Annotated in this window: 17 protein-coding genes and 1 other annotated feature; of the genes, 14 read left to right on the top strand and 3 right to left on the bottom strand. The window is 37.1% G+C overall.

Going from position 1 to position 17,978, the window contains the following annotated elements; translation table 11 throughout:
• Positions 1 to 205: 205 nt before the first annotated feature.
• Both EUC40_RS20005 and clpB read left to right on the top strand, forming a co-directional pair.
• Positions 206 to 385: a YjzC family protein gene (locus EUC40_RS20005; RefSeq protein ID WP_000531421.1), complete on the top strand. Its 180-nt coding sequence runs from the start codon at positions 206 to 208 to the stop codon at positions 383 to 385.
• 210 nt (positions 386 to 595) lie between these two features.
• Entirely contained in the window at positions 596 to 3,196 is a 2,601-nt protein-coding gene (gene clpB, locus EUC40_RS20000; RefSeq protein WP_156576366.1) for an ATP-dependent chaperone ClpB, read from the top strand.
• 37 nt (positions 3,197 to 3,233) lie between these two features.
• Here the strand turns inward: clpB and EUC40_RS19995 are convergent, their stop codons facing one another.
• On the bottom strand, positions 3,234 to 3,416 hold the full coding sequence (locus tag EUC40_RS19995; protein ID WP_001211116.1) for a YjzD family protein: 183 nt from the start codon (positions 3,414 to 3,416) through the stop codon (positions 3,234 to 3,236).
• A gap of 156 nt (positions 3,417 to 3,572) precedes the next feature.
• Between EUC40_RS19995 and EUC40_RS19990 the strand changes: the two genes are divergently transcribed.
• From EUC40_RS19990 to EUC40_RS19960, 7 genes are all read left to right on the top strand, one after another.
• The gene (locus tag EUC40_RS19990) at positions 3,573 to 4,307 is read left to right on the top strand and encodes a lipase family protein (protein WP_071711080.1); all 735 of its coding nucleotides are present in this window, start codon (positions 3,573 to 3,575) and stop codon (positions 4,305 to 4,307) included.
• A 29-nt stretch (positions 4,308 to 4,336) separates the two neighbouring features.
• Positions 4,337 to 5,209, top strand: a complete 873-nt coding sequence (locus tag EUC40_RS19985; protein WP_156576365.1) for an NAD-dependent epimerase/dehydratase family protein — start codon at positions 4,337 to 4,339, stop codon at positions 5,207 to 5,209.
• Positions 5,210 to 5,263: 54 nt separating this feature from the next.
• The gene (locus EUC40_RS19980) at positions 5,264 to 5,440 is read left to right on the top strand and encodes a ComZ family protein (protein WP_001003337.1); all 177 of its coding nucleotides are present in this window, start codon (positions 5,264 to 5,266) and stop codon (positions 5,438 to 5,440) included.
• A 239-nt stretch (positions 5,441 to 5,679) separates the two neighbouring features.
• Positions 5,680 to 6,612, top strand: a complete 933-nt coding sequence (fabH, locus tag EUC40_RS19975; RefSeq protein WP_001100546.1) for a beta-ketoacyl-ACP synthase III — start codon at positions 5,680 to 5,682, stop codon at positions 6,610 to 6,612.
• Between the two features lie 31 nt (positions 6,613 to 6,643).
• Entirely contained in the window at positions 6,644 to 7,882 is a 1,239-nt protein-coding gene (gene fabF, locus EUC40_RS19970) for a beta-ketoacyl-ACP synthase II (RefSeq protein ID WP_156576364.1), read from the top strand.
• A 106-nt stretch (positions 7,883 to 7,988) separates the two neighbouring features.
• On the top strand, positions 7,989 to 8,777 hold the full coding sequence (locus EUC40_RS19965; RefSeq protein ID WP_156576363.1) for a DUF2268 domain-containing putative Zn-dependent protease: 789 nt from the start codon (positions 7,989 to 7,991) through the stop codon (positions 8,775 to 8,777).
• Between the two features lie 142 nt (positions 8,778 to 8,919).
• Entirely contained in the window at positions 8,920 to 9,666 is a 747-nt protein-coding gene (locus EUC40_RS19960; RefSeq protein WP_000966131.1) for a YjbA family protein, read from the top strand.
• Positions 9,667 to 9,949: 283 nt separating this feature from the next.
• On the opposite strand, the gene trpS is transcribed toward EUC40_RS19960, so the two are convergent.
• Both trpS and EUC40_RS19950 read right to left on the bottom strand, forming a co-directional pair.
• Entirely contained in the window at positions 9,950 to 10,939 is a 990-nt protein-coding gene (trpS, locus tag EUC40_RS19955) for a tryptophan--tRNA ligase (RefSeq protein ID WP_029442135.1), read from the bottom strand.
• 74 nt (positions 10,940 to 11,013) lie between these two features.
• Positions 11,014 to 11,230: a binding site (T-box leader), on the bottom strand.
• 105 nt (positions 11,231 to 11,335) lie between these two features.
• Entirely contained in the window at positions 11,336 to 11,716 is a 381-nt protein-coding gene (locus EUC40_RS19950; RefSeq protein WP_001044986.1) for a DUF3899 domain-containing protein, read from the bottom strand.
• 319 nt (positions 11,717 to 12,035) lie between these two features.
• Here EUC40_RS19950 and EUC40_RS19945 point away from each other — a divergent pair, with 319 nt between their 5' ends.
• The 5 genes from EUC40_RS19945 to EUC40_RS19925 all read left to right on the top strand — a co-directional run bounded on the left by EUC40_RS19945 (position 12,036) and on the right by EUC40_RS19925 (position 17,753).
• On the top strand, positions 12,036 to 13,691 hold the full coding sequence (locus EUC40_RS19945) for a peptide ABC transporter substrate-binding protein (protein WP_071711076.1): 1,656 nt from the start codon (positions 12,036 to 12,038) through the stop codon (positions 13,689 to 13,691).
• Positions 13,692 to 13,818: 127 nt separating this feature from the next.
• The gene (opp3b, locus tag EUC40_RS19940; protein ID WP_000534169.1) at positions 13,819 to 14,748 is read left to right on the top strand and encodes an oligopeptide ABC transporter permease; all 930 of its coding nucleotides are present in this window, start codon (positions 13,819 to 13,821) and stop codon (positions 14,746 to 14,748) included.
• Positions 14,745 to 15,761 carry an oligopeptide ABC transporter permease gene (gene opp3C, locus EUC40_RS19935; protein WP_000974108.1) on the top strand — a complete coding sequence of 339 codons (1,017 nt, stop codon included), beginning with the start codon at positions 14,745 to 14,747 and terminating at the stop codon, positions 15,759 to 15,761. The genes opp3b and opp3C overlap by 4 nt, the downstream gene beginning before the upstream one ends.
• A 20-nt stretch (positions 15,762 to 15,781) precedes the next feature.
• The gene (locus EUC40_RS19930) at positions 15,782 to 16,825 is read left to right on the top strand and encodes an ABC transporter ATP-binding protein (RefSeq protein ID WP_000854340.1); all 1,044 of its coding nucleotides are present in this window, start codon (positions 15,782 to 15,784) and stop codon (positions 16,823 to 16,825) included.
• Positions 16,818 to 17,753 (top strand): ABC transporter ATP-binding protein, encoded by a 936-nt coding sequence (locus EUC40_RS19925; protein WP_000166356.1) that lies wholly within the window; start codon positions 16,818 to 16,820, stop codon positions 17,751 to 17,753. The genes EUC40_RS19930 and EUC40_RS19925 overlap by 8 nt, the downstream gene beginning before the upstream one ends.
• Positions 17,754 to 17,978: the final 225 nt, after the last annotated feature.

The following is a 17,978-nucleotide window of genomic DNA, read 5'->3' as shown; positions in this document are numbered from 1 at the left end:
TTTGACTCTCCTTTGAAACTAGCCTAGAGTAGGTTGGTTTCTTTTTTTTTCTACAAAGTAGGAAAGAAATCCCTGCTTCCATTTGTGTCATTCATATATATGTACAAGAATGAGATGTAGTACTTGTTTCCTAAACATGACAGAAAAGCTTTCTTTTAAAATGGATATACTAATGAGGCAAAGACGTCATGGAAGGAGAATGAAAATGGGACAAAATCGTAGGTTTCGTTCTGGACAAAAAGCGCCAAATGATGGCATTTACGTAGAAATTGGTGAAACAGGAAGTATGGTGAAAGATCCGCAAATGGTGAAACTAACTGCCGGTGAAAAATTCCCAGATAACACGAATCATAACCGTCAGTGGACATATAAAAGAAAACCCTAACAGAAGCCGCAATCATTATTGCGGCTTTTTTTCGTTACACATTATAATTTCATTTACCGAACCATTTTGAACAATATAATGAATGTTCCTGTTTTCTTTTTCAGATAATAAGTTTGAAAATACATAAGCAAATTTATTGTATAAAAAAGTCAGTTGGCGTATAATCAAATCAAAGGTCAAAGAAAGTCAAACTTTTGGAGGGCTGTAAAGATGGACTTAAATCAAATGACAACAAAAACACAAGAGGCGATTATGAGTGCCCAATCTTTAGCGGTATCTCATCATCACCAAGAGGTGGATACTGTTCATCTATTACTTGCATTATTAGAGGAGCAAGATGGATTAGCAGTACGTATATTTCAAAAAATGAATGTTGATATAGAAGCATTAAAGCAAGGAATAGAAAGCTTAATTAAAAAGAAACCTTCTGTAACGGGAAGCGGAGCAGAAGCTGGGAAATTGTATATAACAAGCACTCTGCAACAACTGCTTGTAAGAGCGGAGAAGGAAGCAGAAAAACTGCAAGATGATTACATTTCAGTCGAACATGTATTGCTTGCTTTTGCTGAAGAAAAAGGCGATATCAATCAATTATTTACAAGATTTCATATTACGAAAGATAATTTATTACAGTCTTTAATGACAGTTCGGGGGAATCAAAGAGTGACTAGTCAAAATCCAGAGGCAACTTATGAAGCGTTAGAAAAATATGGCCGTGATTTAGTGGCAGAAGTAAGAGCGGGGAAAATTGATCCTGTAATCGGCCGGGATAGTGAAATTCGCCGTGTTATCCGCATTCTTTCACGTAAAACGAAAAACAATCCTGTTTTAATTGGTGAACCAGGTGTTGGTAAAACAGCAATCGTTGAAGGGTTAGCGCAGCGTATTGTGAAAAAGGATGTACCAGAAGGATTAAAAGATAGAACGATTTTTGCATTAGATATGAGCGCGCTCGTAGCTGGTGCGAAATTCCGTGGTGAGTTTGAAGAGCGTCTGCAAGCTGTATTGAATGAAATTAAAAAGAGTGAAGGGCGCATTTTACTATTCATCGATGAACTTCATACAATCGTTGGCGCTGGTAAAACAGAAGGAGCGATGGATGCAGGGAATATGTTAAAACCGATGCTTGCGCGTGGTGAACTGCATTGTATCGGGGCAACGACGCTCGATGAATATCGTAAATATATTGAGAAAGATCCAGCTCTAGAAAGACGTTTCCAACAAGTATTAGCAGAAGAACCAACTGTTGAAGATACCATTTCAATTTTACGTGGATTAAAAGAGCGTTTTGAAATTTATCACGGTGTAAATATTCATGACCGCGCGATTGTAGCAGCATCCGTTTTATCAGATCGATATATTTCAGATCGATTCTTACCAGATAAAGCGATTGACCTTGTTGATGAAGCGTGCGCAACAATTCGTACGGAAATTGATTCTATGCCAACAGAATTAGATGAAGTAACGCGCCGCATTATGCAGTTAGAAATTGAGGAAGCAGCTCTTGGAAAAGAAACAGACCGTGGTAGCCAAGAACGTCTAAAAACGTTGCAACGTGAATTATCGGATTTAAAAGAAGTTGCAAGTGGCATGAGAGCGAAATGGGAGAAGGAAAAAGAAGATATTCACAAAGTTCGTGACTTACGCGAACATTTAGAGCGCCTGCGCCGAGAGTTAGAAGAAGCAGAAGGGAATTACGATTTAAATAAAGCAGCTGAACTTCGTCACGGGAAAATTCCTGCGATTGAAAAAGAGTTGAAAGAAGCAGAAGAAATGGGCGCACATAATAAACAAGAAAATCGTTTATTACGTGAGGAAGTAAGTGAAGAAGAGATTGCAGATATTGTTTCACGCTGGACGGGTATTCCTGTCGCAAAACTTGTTGAAGGTGAACGTGAGAAATTATTACGCCTAGAGCAAATTTTATCAGAGCGTGTCATCGGACAAGAAGAAGCGGTAAGCCTAGTATCAGACGCAGTTCTTCGTGCTCGCGCTGGTATTAAAGATCCGAACCGTCCGATTGGTTCTTTCATCTTCTTAGGACCAACAGGTGTTGGTAAAACAGAACTTGCGAAAACGTTAGCACAGTCTTTATTTGATAGTGAAGAGCAAATGATTCGTATCGATATGTCCGAGTACATGGAGAAACATGCCGTGTCCCGCTTAATTGGTGCACCTCCTGGATATGTAGGATATGAAGAAGGTGGTCAATTAACAGAAGCAGTAAGACGTAAACCATATTCCGTTATTTTGTTAGATGAAATTGAAAAAGCACATCCAGAAGTATTTAACATTTTATTACAAATGTTAGACGATGGCCGCATTACAGATTCACAGGGCCGTACAGTAGACTTTAAAAACACAGTTATTATTATGACTTCAAATATTGGATCTGCTCACTTATTAGAAGGTTTAGAAGAAGATGGTTCGATTAAAGAAGAATCAAGAGAGCTTGTAATGGGACAATTAAGAGGACATTTCCGACCAGAATTTTTAAACCGTGTCGATGAAATTATTTTATTCAAACCTCTTACAGCGAATGAAATTAAAGGTATTGTTGATAAAATTGTAAAAGAATTACAAGGTCGTTTAGCTGACCGTCACATTACAGTAGAATTAACAGATTCCGCGAAAGGATTCGTTGTAGAAGCTGGATTTGATCCGATGTACGGAGCTCGTCCATTAAAACGATATGTACAACGTCAAGTGGAAACGAAACTAGCACGAGAATTAATTGCAGGAACGATTACTGACAATAGTCACGTAGTTGTTGATGTTGAAAATAACGAGTTAGTCGTTCATGTGAAATAAAAATAAAAAAGAGTTCGGATAAAATCCGGACTCTTTTTTAGTGTTGTTCTACTGGCTCGTTTGGAATTGCAGCTGAAATCGCTAGTACTAATACCGCAAGAACAACTGAGAAAATAGACGCTTGGTTAAAATCGTATGTACCGCCAGTCATAGAGCCGATTACATAGCTCATCATATGTACAAGCAAGAACGACCAAATTAATGCCCAAATGAAACGCATATTTTACACCTCTATTCGTTCAATCTGTCCTTATTGTAACACAATTGAAAAAAGAATATAGAAAAATATTTGTAGATTTTTCAACGCAAATTTGCATTCTGTTCATACAGTATAAAAGAGTGGTTTTATACGTTTAGAAAATAAGGCGGGGGAAAAATGAGTATTACGGAACGTTTTTTTTACTTAGAAAAAGAACCATGTGTCATTTATTTGCCGGAGAAGCCAAATGGATTTTCTGTTATGCTTCTTGGTGATTACAACTACTTTATTGAGAATGGTACAAGTTTATGGACACAGCATGCGGGAAGATCTTACTTTTTACATGGTCTTATTGAAGAAGGCTACACGGTATTTTCCTCTAATTTATATGGAAGGCATTGGGGAAACGATCAATCTGTTCGTCTCGCAAAACGCTTGTATGATGTTGTGTTGAGAAAAGAGACATTGAATGCGAAAATGCATATTATGGCCGATGGGATGGGTGCGCTTGTAGCCCTTGAGATGATGAATAAATATCCTGAGTGTATACGCTCTGTCGTTATGTTAAATCCGTGTCTAGATTTACCAGAATATGTGGGGTTTGAGAAAGAGCATAAGTTTTTTTACAAAAGATTAGTGAAAGAATTAAGTTTGGCGTATGATTCCAAAGAAGAAGAATTAGAATCAAAAATAAATAAGAAATCATTTACGCTTCTTCCGTCTTGTGTACCTGTTAAAATTTTCGTATCAACACAAGAGAAGAGAGGAAGAAAACAATTGTTACGTAAATATGAGAAAATGAGACAATTTAATCAATGCGATACTTCTGTCTTATTCCATCTGCAAGATGTGAAATATAAAATGGTTAGGCAAACAACTGATTTCTTTAAAAAATATGAAGAAGAACTGTGAAGCTCCCATATACATAAATGAGGAGCTATTTGTTTCAAGGGGAAAGGGTTGGTGGTATGGAACGCGTGCTTATTGTAGGTGCACTTACGTTTGTAGGTTATCACCTTGTGAATAAAATGATCGCAGAAGAAGTAGAAGTGTATGGCCTTGATTTTGATGAATTCGATAGTATGACAAAAATTAATGAAGAGAAGTTATTGTTAATTGGGCGAAATGCGTTATTGACGTACTATTCCATAAGAGATGAGGATGGATGGAGATCAGTAGAGGGAGAGAATTTCGACACCGTTTACTTTTGCTTGTACGAACCGAATCAGCAAAGCGGATTTCGGAATGAAAGGGTCATATTACAATATTTAAAGCGGATTATAAAAATGTGTGATGAGCAGAAAGTAAAGTTAAATTTAATTTCTTCTATTGAAGTAGGAAGCCAAGAGGAATCCGAAAATAAACGTCTATTTTCGAAAGTGGAAGAAGGATTGAAAAAAGGAAATTTACAATATAGTGTATTTCGAGTTCCTACATTATATGGACCGTGGCAACCATCTTTTATGATGTATCATCAGCTCATTTTATCGGAGCTGGATGAGAAAGAGTGCCATTGTACGAGTGAGGAAAAAGGGAGCGATCTACTTTACGTTGAAGATGTATGTGAATACTTATGGGAAAATGGAGCAAACGGGGAGCATGTTGGTATATACAATTTACTTAGTGGAAAACAGTCGTTATGGGAAAAAGGTATGAGCCTTTTACGTGCAGATGATAAAGTGAATAAAAATAGTAAGGAAGAAAGAGATGAAGCGGCCGAGGATATTTCAATTAAAAGAAATACCCCGTTAGAATACGGTTTAAATAAGCAATTGGCCCATATGAAAAAATATAAAGAGTTATACGAAGGGTAGCGCGCATGTTACACTATTATATGTGAAAGTTTTATTGGAGAGGAAGAATAGAATATGAACGAAAAAAGCATGCAATTTTTACAAATCGCAATGAAGCATTTACCAGAAGCAAAGGCAATTTTAGATTCTAATGGAATTGCGCTTGATATGGAGAAAGCACAACCAGTGTTAGAGTTATTGATGAAAGTAATGAACGAAGCATATGAGCTTGGGAAAGCGGATAAAGAATAAAGAATAAAATCCTTCTTTTGGATGGGAGAGAGGCTCGGACCGTGAGTAGAAGCGGTTCGGGTTTTTTTATATTTTAAGCGAAATAGGGAGAGGTATGTTTCTGTTTCTTTTACTGAAGAATAAAGAGAATAATACGCTACCTTTATGTTTTGGTTGAAATATATTCTAGACAAAAATACATTTATGTTTTAAAATTAGTACCAAGTCATAATAATTGATATAAAACGGAGGGCTGCGATGTGAACGTGGGCATTTTAGGGATCGGAAGATATGTGCCAGAAAAAGTAGTCACAAATCACGATTTAGAGAAAATAATGGAAACATCCGATGAATGGATTCGTACGAGAACGGGAATTGCAGAAAGACGCATTGCCGATGATACAATAGATACTTCATATATGGCGGTAGAGGCTTCTAAGAAAGCACTTGAAGACGCTGGGATTAGTGGAGAGGATATCGATCTTATTTTAGTAGCGACAGTAACGCCAGATCGTGCTTTTCCAGCAGTGGCTTGTGTGATTCAAGAAGCAATTGGAGCAAAACATGCAGCTGCAATGGATTTAAGTGCAGCATGTGCTGGTTTTATGTACGGAATGATTACAGCGCAGCAATTTATTCAAACGGGAACTTATAAAAATGTATTAGTAGTTGGTAGTGATAAGCTATCTAAAATTGTAGACTGGAATGATCGAAATACAGCAGTACTATTTGGAGATGGAGCCGGTGCTATCGTAATGGGAGCTGTTTCAGAAGGAAGAGGCGTTCTATCTTTCGAATTAGGAGCAGACGGAAGTGGCGGTAAGCATCTTTATCAAGATGAGTATGTTATGATGAATGGCAGAGAAGTCTTTAAATTTGCCGTTCGTCAACTTGGTGATTCTTGTCTTCGCGTTTTAGATAAAGCTGGTCTTACGAAAGAAGATGTGGATTTCTTAGTACCGCATCAAGCGAACATTCGTATTATGGAATCTGCAAGAGAGAGATTAAATTTACCACAAGAAAAAATGAGTATGACAATTGAGAAGTTCGGTAATACATCAGCTTCTTCAATTCCGATTGCAATGGTAGAGGAATTGCAAAACGGACGTATTCAAGACGGTGATTTAATTATACTTGTTGGTTTTGGCGGCGGATTAACATGGGGAGCAGTCGCTCTTCGTTGGGGTAAATAAGGACTGAGAGAAAAAAAGGAGTGTATTTTGTATGGAAAAAAAGAGGGTCGTAATTACAGGACTAGGAGCTGTTACACCGGTCGGTACAGATGTTGAAACAGCATGGGAAAACATTAAAAAGGGTGTATCTGGAATCGGACGACTTACAAGAATTGATCCGGAACTATTTCCAGCAAAAGTAGCAGCAGAAATTAACGACTTTGAAGTCGAGAAATATATTGATAAAAAAGAAGCGCGCCGTATGGATCGCTTTACACAATATGCAGTAGCAGCAGCGAAAATGGCAGTTGCAGATGCAAAGCTTGAGATTACAGAAGAAAACGGACCTCGAATTGGTGTATGGATTGGTTCTGGTATTGGCGGTATGGAAACATACGAAGAACAATTTAAGATTTTTACTGAGAAAGGCCCGCGCCGCGTGAGCCCATTCTTCGTACCGATGATGATTCCAGATATGGCAGCAGGTCAAGTATCGATCGCAACAGGGGCGAAGGGAATCAATACTTGTTCTGTAACAGCTTGTGCATCTGGTGCAAACTCAATTGGTGACGCATTTAAAGCGATTCAGCGCGGTGATGCTGACGCAATGATTACAGGCGGAGCAGAGGCGCCGTTAACAAGTATGGCATTCGCAGGATTCAGTTCAGCGAAAGCATTAACATTTAATGAAGATCCAGCAAGAGCTTGCCGTCCATTCGATAAAAATCGTAGCGGTTTCGTAATGGGTGAAGGTTCAGGTATTTTAATTCTTGAAGAATTAGAGCACGCATTAGCTCGTGGCGCTCGCATTTATGCGGAAATCGCTGGTTACGGTGCAACTGGTGATGCATTCCATATTACAATGCCGGCTCCTGGTGGTGAAGGCGGCGTGCGTGCAATGCGTCAAGCTTTAGCAGATGCAGGTCTACAGCCAGAAGATATTGATTACATTAATGCGCACGGTACAAGTACAGATGCGAATGAAAAGTATGAAACGATGGCAATTAAAGAAACGTTCGGTGAGCACGCGTATAAAGTAGCAATCAGCTCAACGAAATCAATGACAGGTCACTTATTAGGAGCAGCTGGTGCTGTTGAAGCGATCTTCTCTATTAAATCAATTACAGACGGAGTAATTCCTCCAACGATTAACTATGAAACACCAGATCCAGAATGTGACTTAGATTACGTACCGAATAATGCGAGACATCAAGAAGTAAACGCAGTATTAAGTAACTCATTAGGATTCGGCGGTCATAATGCAGTATTAGTATTTAAATCGTATAAATAATAGATGAAATAAGGTGTTTTTTCGTAACAAACTACGAAAAAACACCTTATTTATTTTTACGTCTTTTTCCCTTTTTGCATATACATAAGAAAAAGGAGGGATAAAGATGGGGGTTGTTGAAACAGCTGAGTGGCTACATCTATATTACGGACGACCAGAAAAACTATGTGAAAAATTTACGAAGTATATCCCGTTACCGAAAGAAAGATTGTATCGCTTTTTAATTTCCAAAGGTATGTATCGCCCGGTCATGCGAGGAGAACAAGAAATTAAAGAGTTAGAGAAAAAGGAAATCTGGAAAGAGTTAAGTATGGAGTATGATAAATTAAAAAAATGGTTAAACGGTCCAGATATCCCTATCTTTATTTTATTATCAGATTCCTATAACCGAACTGTACAAGAAGAATATAACGGGAAAGCGGGGCTTTCTATGCGCCACGTTATTTTCTTGTTCGTATGTGGGCGGAATTCTTTAGAAGAGTTAAAAGCGTTATTGGCACATGAATATCACCATATATGCAGGTTACATCAAATTGAAAAGAAAGAAACAGAGTATACATTACTTGATACGATGATTATGGAAGGGTTAGCTGAGCAGGCAGTAACGGAAAGGTATACAGAAAAAAATAATGCGCCGTGGACGACGTACCTTTCAAAAGAAGAAGCACTTTATTATTGGAGGAACGTTGTACACGAAAGAATAACGATAAAACGAGGAACAAGGGAGCATGATATCTTATTAAATGGTCTTCATTCTTATCCGAAAATGCTTGGTTATGCGCTTGGCTTTCATATTGTAAAAGATTGTGTAGCATTGGAAGAAGATACACTATCTTTATTATCTATAGATGCGAAAGAAATATTGGATAAAGCAAATACGTTTCATGTTCCATAAAAAACAGGGGCTATATCTCCTGTTTTTTTTAATATTATAGAAGAAAAAATAATAATTAGAATATATTTCCTTAAGTGGAATAAAGTTAAGCAAAAATGAACATAATGATTGGTACAAACAGTAGTGAAGTGAGGGGTAGAGAATGTTATATCTACATGATGTATGGGTAAATTGGTTTGAAGGTGAAGAAAATGGGTATAACGTTTGTCATTTTTACGAATGGCGGAAAGATGATACGATTGAACTATTAGATCAAGTGCCATTATTAAAAGTAGATTCCACATTATATCATTACATCGAGAACGAATTGTTAGAGCTTCCACAAAAGTTATTGGAAGACGTACATCATAAGGCTTATATTCGTAAAAATCACGAACGTTTGCAACAGGAATATTGTTTTGTAGTTACAGATGGAAAAGGAATTATTGCGATTGATTCAATTGGCTACAATGTGCCAATTCGAAAAAGCAGACTTATACCTCGCCAAGAGCAGATGGTATATGAGATGGTAGAAAACGTACAAGCGGAAAAGTATGAGTTCCAAGTAGAAGAAACAGAAAAAGAGCATCATATTTTATCACCATCTCCTTTCATTATGAATGGTTTGACTCGTAAAGAAAGACAGTTAAAACAATTATTATTTATGGCGTTAGATCAATTACATACAACGAAAAATACAGCTGAGATTCGCTATTGGTACACAGAGTGGGATCCATCAGAATATGGAACAGTTCAACATATGGAATTTGAAGATATTTGGGCTAGATTATATGATGAAGCGAAATCAGGCTGGTCTGAGAAGCATGAACAATTATGCGAGCGCCTTGTAAAAGGACAGCCATTTTTTGAAAAGTTATGGGAAATGGAAAATGAGCAGAAGGTAAATTAAAAAAAACCGCCAATTGGCGGTTTTTTTTAATTTGTAGAAATCTAGCTCCGGCAGCAAGCTCTTCGTGTCTAAGAACCTTCCGCATAAGAAGACAAAAAGCGTCTTCTATGCGAAAGAACCTTAGCCAGTCAGAGCTGAACGAGCTGCCTCCGCTTTATATAAAATCCAGCTCCAGCGGCAAGAATGTTCGGTGGCTTCGCGCCTTCCTGCGAGGCAAAAAGCGCCTCTACGTCAGGAGCTCCATCCCCCTCACATTCTGAACGAGCCGCTTCCGCTTTATATGTTACCTACGTTTTCTACTTAATCCCATTGCGTTTTCTACTTTGCGTAGTTGTTTGAATGCGACGCGGTTTGCTTTTTCGGCACCTTTGTCTAGAATTTCGTCTAGTTCTGGTGAGTTGATTAGTTCGTTATATTTGTCTTGGATTGGGCGAATTGCTTCTACGACTACTTGAGCTAAGTCGCCTTTGAAATCACCGTATCCTTTTCCTTCATACATTGTTTCAATTTCTTCAACTGTTTTTCCAGAGAATGAAGAGTAAATTGTTAATAAGTTAGAGATACCAGGTTTGTTTTCTTTATCAAATTTCACGATACCTTCAGAATCAGTTACAGCACTTTTAATTTTCTTTTCGATTGTTTTTGGCTCATCAAGCATGCTGATCATTGATTTTGGATTTGGATCAGATTTACTCATTTTTTTCGTTGGCTCTGTTAATGACATAACGCGAGCTCCTACTTTTGGAATGCGAATTTCAGGCATTGTGAAGATTTCACGGTAACGTTTGTTGAAACGCTCTGCTAAGTCGCGTGTTAATTCAATATGTTGCTTTTGGTCGTCACCAACTGGTACGATTTCTGTGTTATAAAGTAAAATATCAGCAGCCATTAATGGTGGATACGTAAGTAATCCAGCTGGAACTGAATCTCTACCTGATGCTTTATCTTTATATTGCGTCATACGCTCTAATTCTCCAACGTAAGCAACAGATTGCATGATCCAGCCTAGCTGAGCGTGTGCTGGTACTTCTGACTGTACAAATAAAGTAGCTTTTTCAGGATCGATGCCGCATGCTACATAAAGTGCAGCAAGACTGCGGATGTTTTTACGAAGTTGTACGGGATCTTGAGGTACTGTAATAGCATGTTGGTTTACAATACAGAAATAACAGTCGTGTTCGTTTTGAAGCTCTGTAAATTGCTTCATTGCTCCTAAATAGTTTCCAAGTGTAATCGTTCCACTCGGCTGAATACCAGAAAAGATAACTGACATAAGTAATTCCTCCTAAAATTGAATGCGTGATGGGGAAGAGAAGGCAAACAAAAAAGCCCATTCATCCCAAAAATGATAGGGACGAATGGACCGCGGTACCACCCTAATTATTTCACTACTGTGAAATCTCTTTAATCCATAATAACGTTTGGATATAACGCCAAAGCCTACTACTTTCGGTTCGGTTTGGTGCTCAAAAGCCCATTCCACATTGTACAATTACTTGTTCACACCAACCACAAGCTCTCTGAAATTGCCTCAATATGTACTCTTCTTTATCATCGCATACATATAAATTTATTTATTGTTACTTGAGCTCTTTTAATATGAAAGAACTAAAGTTTTATAACAAAATGTTTTGCTGATAATTATATCATATGGGATAGTGTTTGCAAACTACATCAAAATAGTAAAGCTAATGAGAGTCGAGAACACCCCAAGTACGATACCTGTAATACATATAGGATACGTCCATTTGAATGAATATGTTTTATAAATACGTTCTTTCTTATTAACAGGTTCCTCTGCTTCCTCAATTAAAGAGTCTATTTTTTTGTTCGTACCAAATACTTTTTGGAAGGCGTAAAGAGTTACATTAAAAAATCCATTTTGAAATATGTATAAAAAACCACCAACCAGAATAAAAAATAGTGCGATATAAAACGAGATATTGACAAAGTTCAACAAAAATTGAGATGAAATGAGGAATGCGCCAATACTAGAAGCAATTATCGCTATAAAAATTAGTATACAAGTATGAAAAAAAACTTTATTCAAAATATTCCCCTCCGTCAAAATATTACTAGAATTATTATACTATAAAAGCTATAATAAGTACTAGAATTAATTTTTTGAAAATTATACGCAATTAAAGGTCTGATTTCAAGATGATGGTAGCAATGTTAACGTATACCTTTACAGAAAAATAAAAATATAAACATTTTATTAAAAATTTTAACAAAAAAACAAAAAACTATATTCACAATCGTCGTATTATATGTATAATGAAAATTGTAGAAACTTGGAGATTATTCTTTCAATTCTACTTTTTAACAAGTGAGGGTACAGGAAGTGCAATTAGGGGAGGCAACACAACATGAAGAAAAAGATACCGTTATTACTTGCATCAACTTTAACTGCAAGTATGTTGCTTGGCGCGTGTAGCTACCAAAAAGATGACGCAAAAGCAAAAGGGAAAGAGAACGCTACTAGTAGTAGTAACGGAAAACAGATTCTTAATTTAACAGAGTTATCTGAAATTCCGTCAATGGATGCATCATTAGCATCTGATTCTTCATCTTCTACAGCTTTAAATAATACGATGGAAGGTTTGTATCGTACGGGCAAAGATCAAAAGAGAATGCCTGGAGTTGCTGAAGATGTTGAAAAGCTAGATGATGGGAAGAAATACATATTTAAGTTAAGAAAAGATGCGAAATGGTCGAATGGGGAACCTGTAACAGCTAAAGACTTTGTGTATTCATGGAAAAGAGCAGTAAATCCAGAGACAAAAGCGACGTATTCGTACATTATGTTTGATATTAAAAATGCAGAGAAGATTCATAAAAAAGAATTACCTGCTGACCAATTAGGTGTAAAAGCGATTGATGATTATACATTAGAAGTGGAATTAGACAACCCTGTTCCTTACTTTATTGATTTAACAGTTTATCCAGTGTTTTACCCACTAAATGAAAACTTTGTAAAAGCACAAGGTGATAAGTTCGGTTTAGAGGCAAATACAACACTATATAACGGGCCATTCGTAATGAGTGATTGGAAACATGAACAAAGTTTCCAATTCAAGAAGAACCCTTCGTATTGGGATAATAAAACGGTTAAAATCGAAGAGATCAATTTTAATATTGTAAAAAATACAGCAACTGATGTAAATTTATATGAGACAAACGCGATTGATCGTGCGGCTTTAACGTCGGAATTTGTTGATAAATTTAGACAGAGTCCAGAGTTCCAAACAAGAAAAGAAGCAGGGGTTGCTTACTTAAGATTTAATCAAAGTAATCAGTACTTAAGTAATAAAAACTTAAGAAAAGCAATTTCAATGTCATTTGACCGTGATAACATTGCAAAAGTTATTTTAAATAACGGTGCAATTGGAGCTTACGGATTTGTTGGAAAAGATTTCGCTGAAGGCCCGAATAAAAAAGATTTCCGAGCTGAAAATGGAAAGTTAGTTGAAACAAATCCAAAAGAAGCGAAGAAGCTTTGGGAAACAGCGAAGAAAGAGCTTGGCACTGATAAAATTGAACTAGAATTCTTAAACTTTGATAATGAAGATGCTAAAAAAGTTGGTGAATTCTTAAAAGGTGAGATGGAAAAGAACTTACCTGGTTTAACGATTAAAATGAAACAGCAGCCATTCGCACAAAAAAATAAATTAGAAGATTCTCAGCAATATGATATTGCGTTTGGTATTTGGGGACCAGATTTCCCAGATCCAATCTCATATTTAGATATGTTTGTTACGAATGGTTCTCAAAATAAAACAGGATATGCTAATCCGAAATATGATGAGTTAATTCTGAAAGCTAAAACAGATACAAAAGATTTACAAGCTCGCTGGAACAACCTTTTAGAAGTAGAGAAAATGCTAATTAAAGAGGATGCGGTTATCGCTCCGATCTTCCAAAAAGGTTCAGCGTATGTAGTAAAAGGTGCTGTAAAAGATATTATCCCAATCAACTATGGTGGTAAATTAACTTACAAATGGGCATCTGTTGAACAAAAATAATCTTTTTTTCCATCGTTTACAGGGGTATATGCCTATGATGGGCATATGCTCTTATTTTAAAAAAATAAAAGTAAGAATATTTTAAACTATCTTATTGCTTTTGAGAAAAACGGGGAGGTGCTTGACTATGGGACGTTATGTATTAAAACGTTTCGTGTACATGGCTTTGACATTATTTTTAATTACTACACTGACTTTCTTTTTGATGAAATTACTTCCGGGTTCTCCGCTTAAAAACCAGGAGAAGCTATCACCGGCACAAAAAGAAATCATTCTTGAAAAATACGGATTGAATGATCCAGTACCAGTTCAATATGCACGTTACTTAGGTAACTTAGCACAAGGTGATTTAGGGGTATCATTCCAATATGATAACCGTCCAGTAACAGACATGATTGTGGATCGTATTGGACCATCCGCACAACTTGGTTTACAAGCGATTATATTAGGAACATTTATCGGATTAATTTTAGGTATTGTTGCTGCACTTCGTAATAATACGTGGGTGGATTATAGTGCCACAGTTATTTCGGTACTCGGAATGTCAGTACCATCATTCGTATTCGCCGCATTACTGCAGTATTTCGTAGGGGTAAAACTTGGTTGGTTCCCAGTAGCCTTCTGGAAAGGACCAGAGTTTACTGTAATGCCTACAATTGCATTATCAATGGGAGTTATCGCAACAATCGCACGTTTCTCTCGTGCAGAATTAATTGAAGTTATGCAGTCTGACTATATTTTAACAGCGAAAGCAAAAGGGATTAGCCAAGGTGTTATCATTGTAAAACACGCACTTCGTAACGCGTTAATTCCAGTTGTAACAATTTTAGGACCGATGGTTGCTGCGTTAATTACAGGGACACTTGTTATCGAGCAAATTTACGCTGTACCTGGACTTGGGGAACAATTCGTTAAATCGATTACTTTAAATGACTATACAGTTATTATGGGAACTACGATTTTCTATAGTGCAATCTTCATTTTAGTTATTTTCATTGTCGATATTTTATACGGAATTATTGATCCTCGTATTCGTTTAGCGGGAGGGAAAAAATGATGAAAGATGTACAAAAATTATCTCCAGATCTATTTCAACAAGCAAATCAAAATAATGTTGATAATGAAGTCATTGCCCGTCCAAGCTTAACGTTTTGGCAAGATGTAAGAAGACGTTTGTTCCAACATAAAGGTGCGATGCTTGGTCTTGTATTACTAGTTATCATCACACTATTAGCGATTTTCGGACCTGTGGTAAGTAAACACTCGTATAAAGAGCAAGATTTAGGTCGTGCGAAATTACCACCGAAAATTCCAGTTATTGAAAATGTTCATTGGTTACCATTTGACGGTACAGATCAATATGGTGTTGACCAATATGCAAAACGTGATATTAAAGAGTACTTCTGGTTTGGTACAGATGACCTTGGCCGTGACTTATGGACAAGAACATGGGAAGGTACACGCGTATCATTATATATCGCTCTTTTAGCAGCAGCAATTGACTTAGTAATTGGGGTTGCATACGGAGGAGTTTCAGCATTCTATGGCGGTAGAGTAGATAATATTATGCAACGTATTATGGAGATTATTAACGGTATTCCATACTTAATCATCGTAATTTTAATGGTAATCATTATGGGATCTGGTATTTGGTCGATTACACTCGCAATGGCGATTACAGGTTGGATAGGGATGTCGCGGATTGTTCGTGGACAAATCTTAAAGTTAAAAAACCAAGAGTATGTATTAGCGTCTCGTACATTAGGTGCAACAAATACACAATTAATTGTGAAACACTTAATTCCAAACGTTATGGGACCAATTATCGTAATGACAATGTTTACAATTCCATCAGCGGTGTTTGGTGAGGCATTCTTAAGCTTCATCGGTTTAGGAATTCAGCCACCATTCGCATCACTTGGTTCTCTTGTAAACGATGGATATAAGTCAATTCAAACGTATCCACACATGATGTTCATCCCTGCGGTTGTCATCAGTATGTTAATTCTAGCATTTAACTTAATGGCAGATGGATTACGCGATGCGTTAGATCCAAAAATGCGTAAGTAAACAAGGAGGGAGAAGTAAAAATGAAAACATTGTTAGAGGTAAAAGATTTACAAGTCTCCTTTGATACACATGCAGGTGAAGTACAAGCAGTGCGCGGAGTTACTTTTGATTTGAAAAAAGGGGAAACATTAGCGATTGTAGGAGAGTCTGGTTCTGGGAAATCAGTTACTTCTAAAGCGCTAATGGGATTAATCCCAAATCCTCCAGGACGTATTAAAAATGGAGAGATTGTATTTGATGGTCGTGATTTAACGAAATTAACGGAAAAAGAAATGCAGCAAGTACGCGGTAAAGATATCGCAATGATTTTCCAAGATCCTATGACATCATTAAATCCAACGATGACAATTGGGAATCAAATTATGGAAGGTCTTATTAAACACCAAGGGATGAGTAGAGCAGACGCACGTAAAGTTGCGTTAGAATTAATCGACCTTGTAGGTATTCCAAATCCAGAAGCACGTTTAAAACAATATCCTCACCAATTCTCAGGTGGTATGAGACAGCGTGTAGTTATTGCGATGGCGTTAGCTTGTAACCCGAAATTATTAATTGCCGATGAGCCGACAACGGCGCTAGACGTTACGATTCAGGCGCAAATTTTAGAGCTTATGAAAGACATTCAGCAAAAGACAGAAGCAGCAATCATTTTCATTACGCATGACTTAGGTGTAGTAGCAAACGTTGCTGACCGAGTTGCAGTTATGTACGCTGGTAAAGTTGTTGAAATTGGAACTGTAGATGAAATTTTCTATAATCCGAAACATCCATACACTTGGGGCTTAATTGCATCTATGCCAAGCTTAGATGGATCAGAGGAAGAATTATACGCAATCCCTGGAACGCCTCCAGACTTATTAAAACCGCCGAAGGGTGATGCTTTTGCACCACGTAACCCACAGGCGCTGAAAATTGATTTTGAAATGGAGCCACCTTTATTTAAAGTAAGTGATACACATTATGCGGCAACTTGGTTACTTCATGAGCAAGCTCCAGAAGTAAAACCGCCGGCAGTCGTTGAAAAACGCATTCTTCAAATGAAAGCAGGTGAACAACATGACTAAACAACGTGAGAAATTAATTGAAGTGAAAAATGTACAACAACACTTTGACGTGAGTGGTGGTGTTGTCAAAGCGGTTAATGATATTTCATTTGACATTTATCGCGGTGAAACATTTGGACTTGTAGGAGAATCTGGTTGTGGTAAATCAACAACTGGAAGAACGATCATTCGTTTATATGATGCAACTGCTGGTGAAGTGTTGTTCGATGGTGAAAATGTACATGGTAAAAAATCACGTGCAGAACTGAAGAAATTCAACCGTAAAATGCAAATGATTTTCCAAGATCCATATGCATCATTAAACCCTCGTATGACAGTAGGGGACATTATTGCAGAAGGTATTGATATTCATGGACTAGCAAAAAGCAAAAAAGAGCGTATGGATCGTGTTCATGAACTGTTAAACACAGTTGGTTTAAATAAAGAACACGCAAACCGTTTCCCGCATGAGTTCTCGGGTGGACAACGTCAACGTATCGGTATTGCTCGAGCACTTGCTGTAGAACCTGAGTTTATCATTGCCGATGAGCCAATCTCAGCACTTGACGTATCGATTCAGGCGCAAGTTGTAAACTTACTGAAACAGTTACAAAAAGAAAAAGGTTTAACATACTTATTCATTGCCCATGATTTATCGATGGTAAAATACATTAGTGACCGCATCGGTGTAATGTACCGTGGTCAAATCGTTGAGTTAACAACAAGTGATGAGTTATATGCGAATCCAATTCACCCATATACAAAATCACTACTATCAGCAATTCCGCTTCCAGATCCAGATTATGAGCGCAATCGTAAACGTATCGTATATGATCCATCTCAACATGATTATGGTAGTGAAGCACCAACAATGCGCGAAATTCGCCCAGGACATTTCGTATTATGTTCTGAAGCGGAGTACAAGAAATATAAAGAGATTTATCAATAAGAAAGAGAGTCATTCTTCTGTTATGGAAGGATGGCTCTTTTTTTGTTAGAAAGAGATGAAGAGAGTAAGTGTTAAAAAGAAACAAGATAACCAAACATATATTTTAAAAAATCAAGTGGATCATAAAATATCGGATACGATTTCTAATAAGAACATTGACGAATTGAAGATAGAAATTGAAAAGTATAATTAAATAAAAGCTGTTCCAACAATTTGTTGGAACAG

The organism is Bacillus luti (genome assembly GCF_009739945.1).
GTDB lineage: Bacteria > Bacillota > Bacilli > Bacillales > Bacillaceae_G > Bacillus_A > Bacillus_A luti.
Note: the sequence above shows the minus strand (reverse complement) of the source record. Positions and strands in the feature narration are given on the sequence as shown.

Excerpts from the sequence above, each read along its gene's own strand:
- EUC40_RS20005 (WP_000531421.1), top strand. The coding sequence starts at position 206 with ATGGGACAAAATCGTAGGTTTCGTTCTGGACAAAAAGCGCCAAATGAT.
- clpB (WP_156576366.1), top strand. The coding sequence starts at position 596 with ATGGACTTAAATCAAATGACAACAAAAACACAAGAGGCGATTATGAGT.
- EUC40_RS19995 (WP_001211116.1), bottom strand. The coding sequence starts at position 3,416 with ATGCGTTTCATTTGGGCATTAATTTGGTCGTTCTTGCTTGTACATATG.
- EUC40_RS19990 (WP_071711080.1), top strand. The coding sequence starts at position 3,573 with ATGAGTATTACGGAACGTTTTTTTTACTTAGAAAAAGAACCATGTGTC.
- EUC40_RS19980 (WP_001003337.1), top strand. The coding sequence starts at position 5,264 with ATGAACGAAAAAAGCATGCAATTTTTACAAATCGCAATGAAGCATTTA.
- fabF (WP_156576364.1), top strand. The coding sequence starts at position 6,644 with ATGGAAAAAAAGAGGGTCGTAATTACAGGACTAGGAGCTGTTACACCG.
- EUC40_RS19965 (WP_156576363.1), top strand. The coding sequence starts at position 7,989 with ATGGGGGTTGTTGAAACAGCTGAGTGGCTACATCTATATTACGGACGA.
- EUC40_RS19960 (WP_000966131.1), top strand. The coding sequence starts at position 8,920 with ATGTTATATCTACATGATGTATGGGTAAATTGGTTTGAAGGTGAAGAA.
- trpS (WP_029442135.1), bottom strand. The coding sequence starts at position 10,939 with ATGTCAGTTATCTTTTCTGGTATTCAGCCGAGTGGAACGATTACACTT.
- EUC40_RS19945 (WP_071711076.1), top strand. The coding sequence starts at position 12,036 with ATGAAGAAAAAGATACCGTTATTACTTGCATCAACTTTAACTGCAAGT.
- opp3b (WP_000534169.1), top strand. The coding sequence starts at position 13,819 with ATGGGACGTTATGTATTAAAACGTTTCGTGTACATGGCTTTGACATTA.
- opp3C (WP_000974108.1), top strand. The coding sequence starts at position 14,745 with ATGATGAAAGATGTACAAAAATTATCTCCAGATCTATTTCAACAAGCA.
- EUC40_RS19930 (WP_000854340.1), top strand. The coding sequence starts at position 15,782 with ATGAAAACATTGTTAGAGGTAAAAGATTTACAAGTCTCCTTTGATACA.
- EUC40_RS19925 (WP_000166356.1), top strand. The coding sequence starts at position 16,818 with ATGACTAAACAACGTGAGAAATTAATTGAAGTGAAAAATGTACAACAA.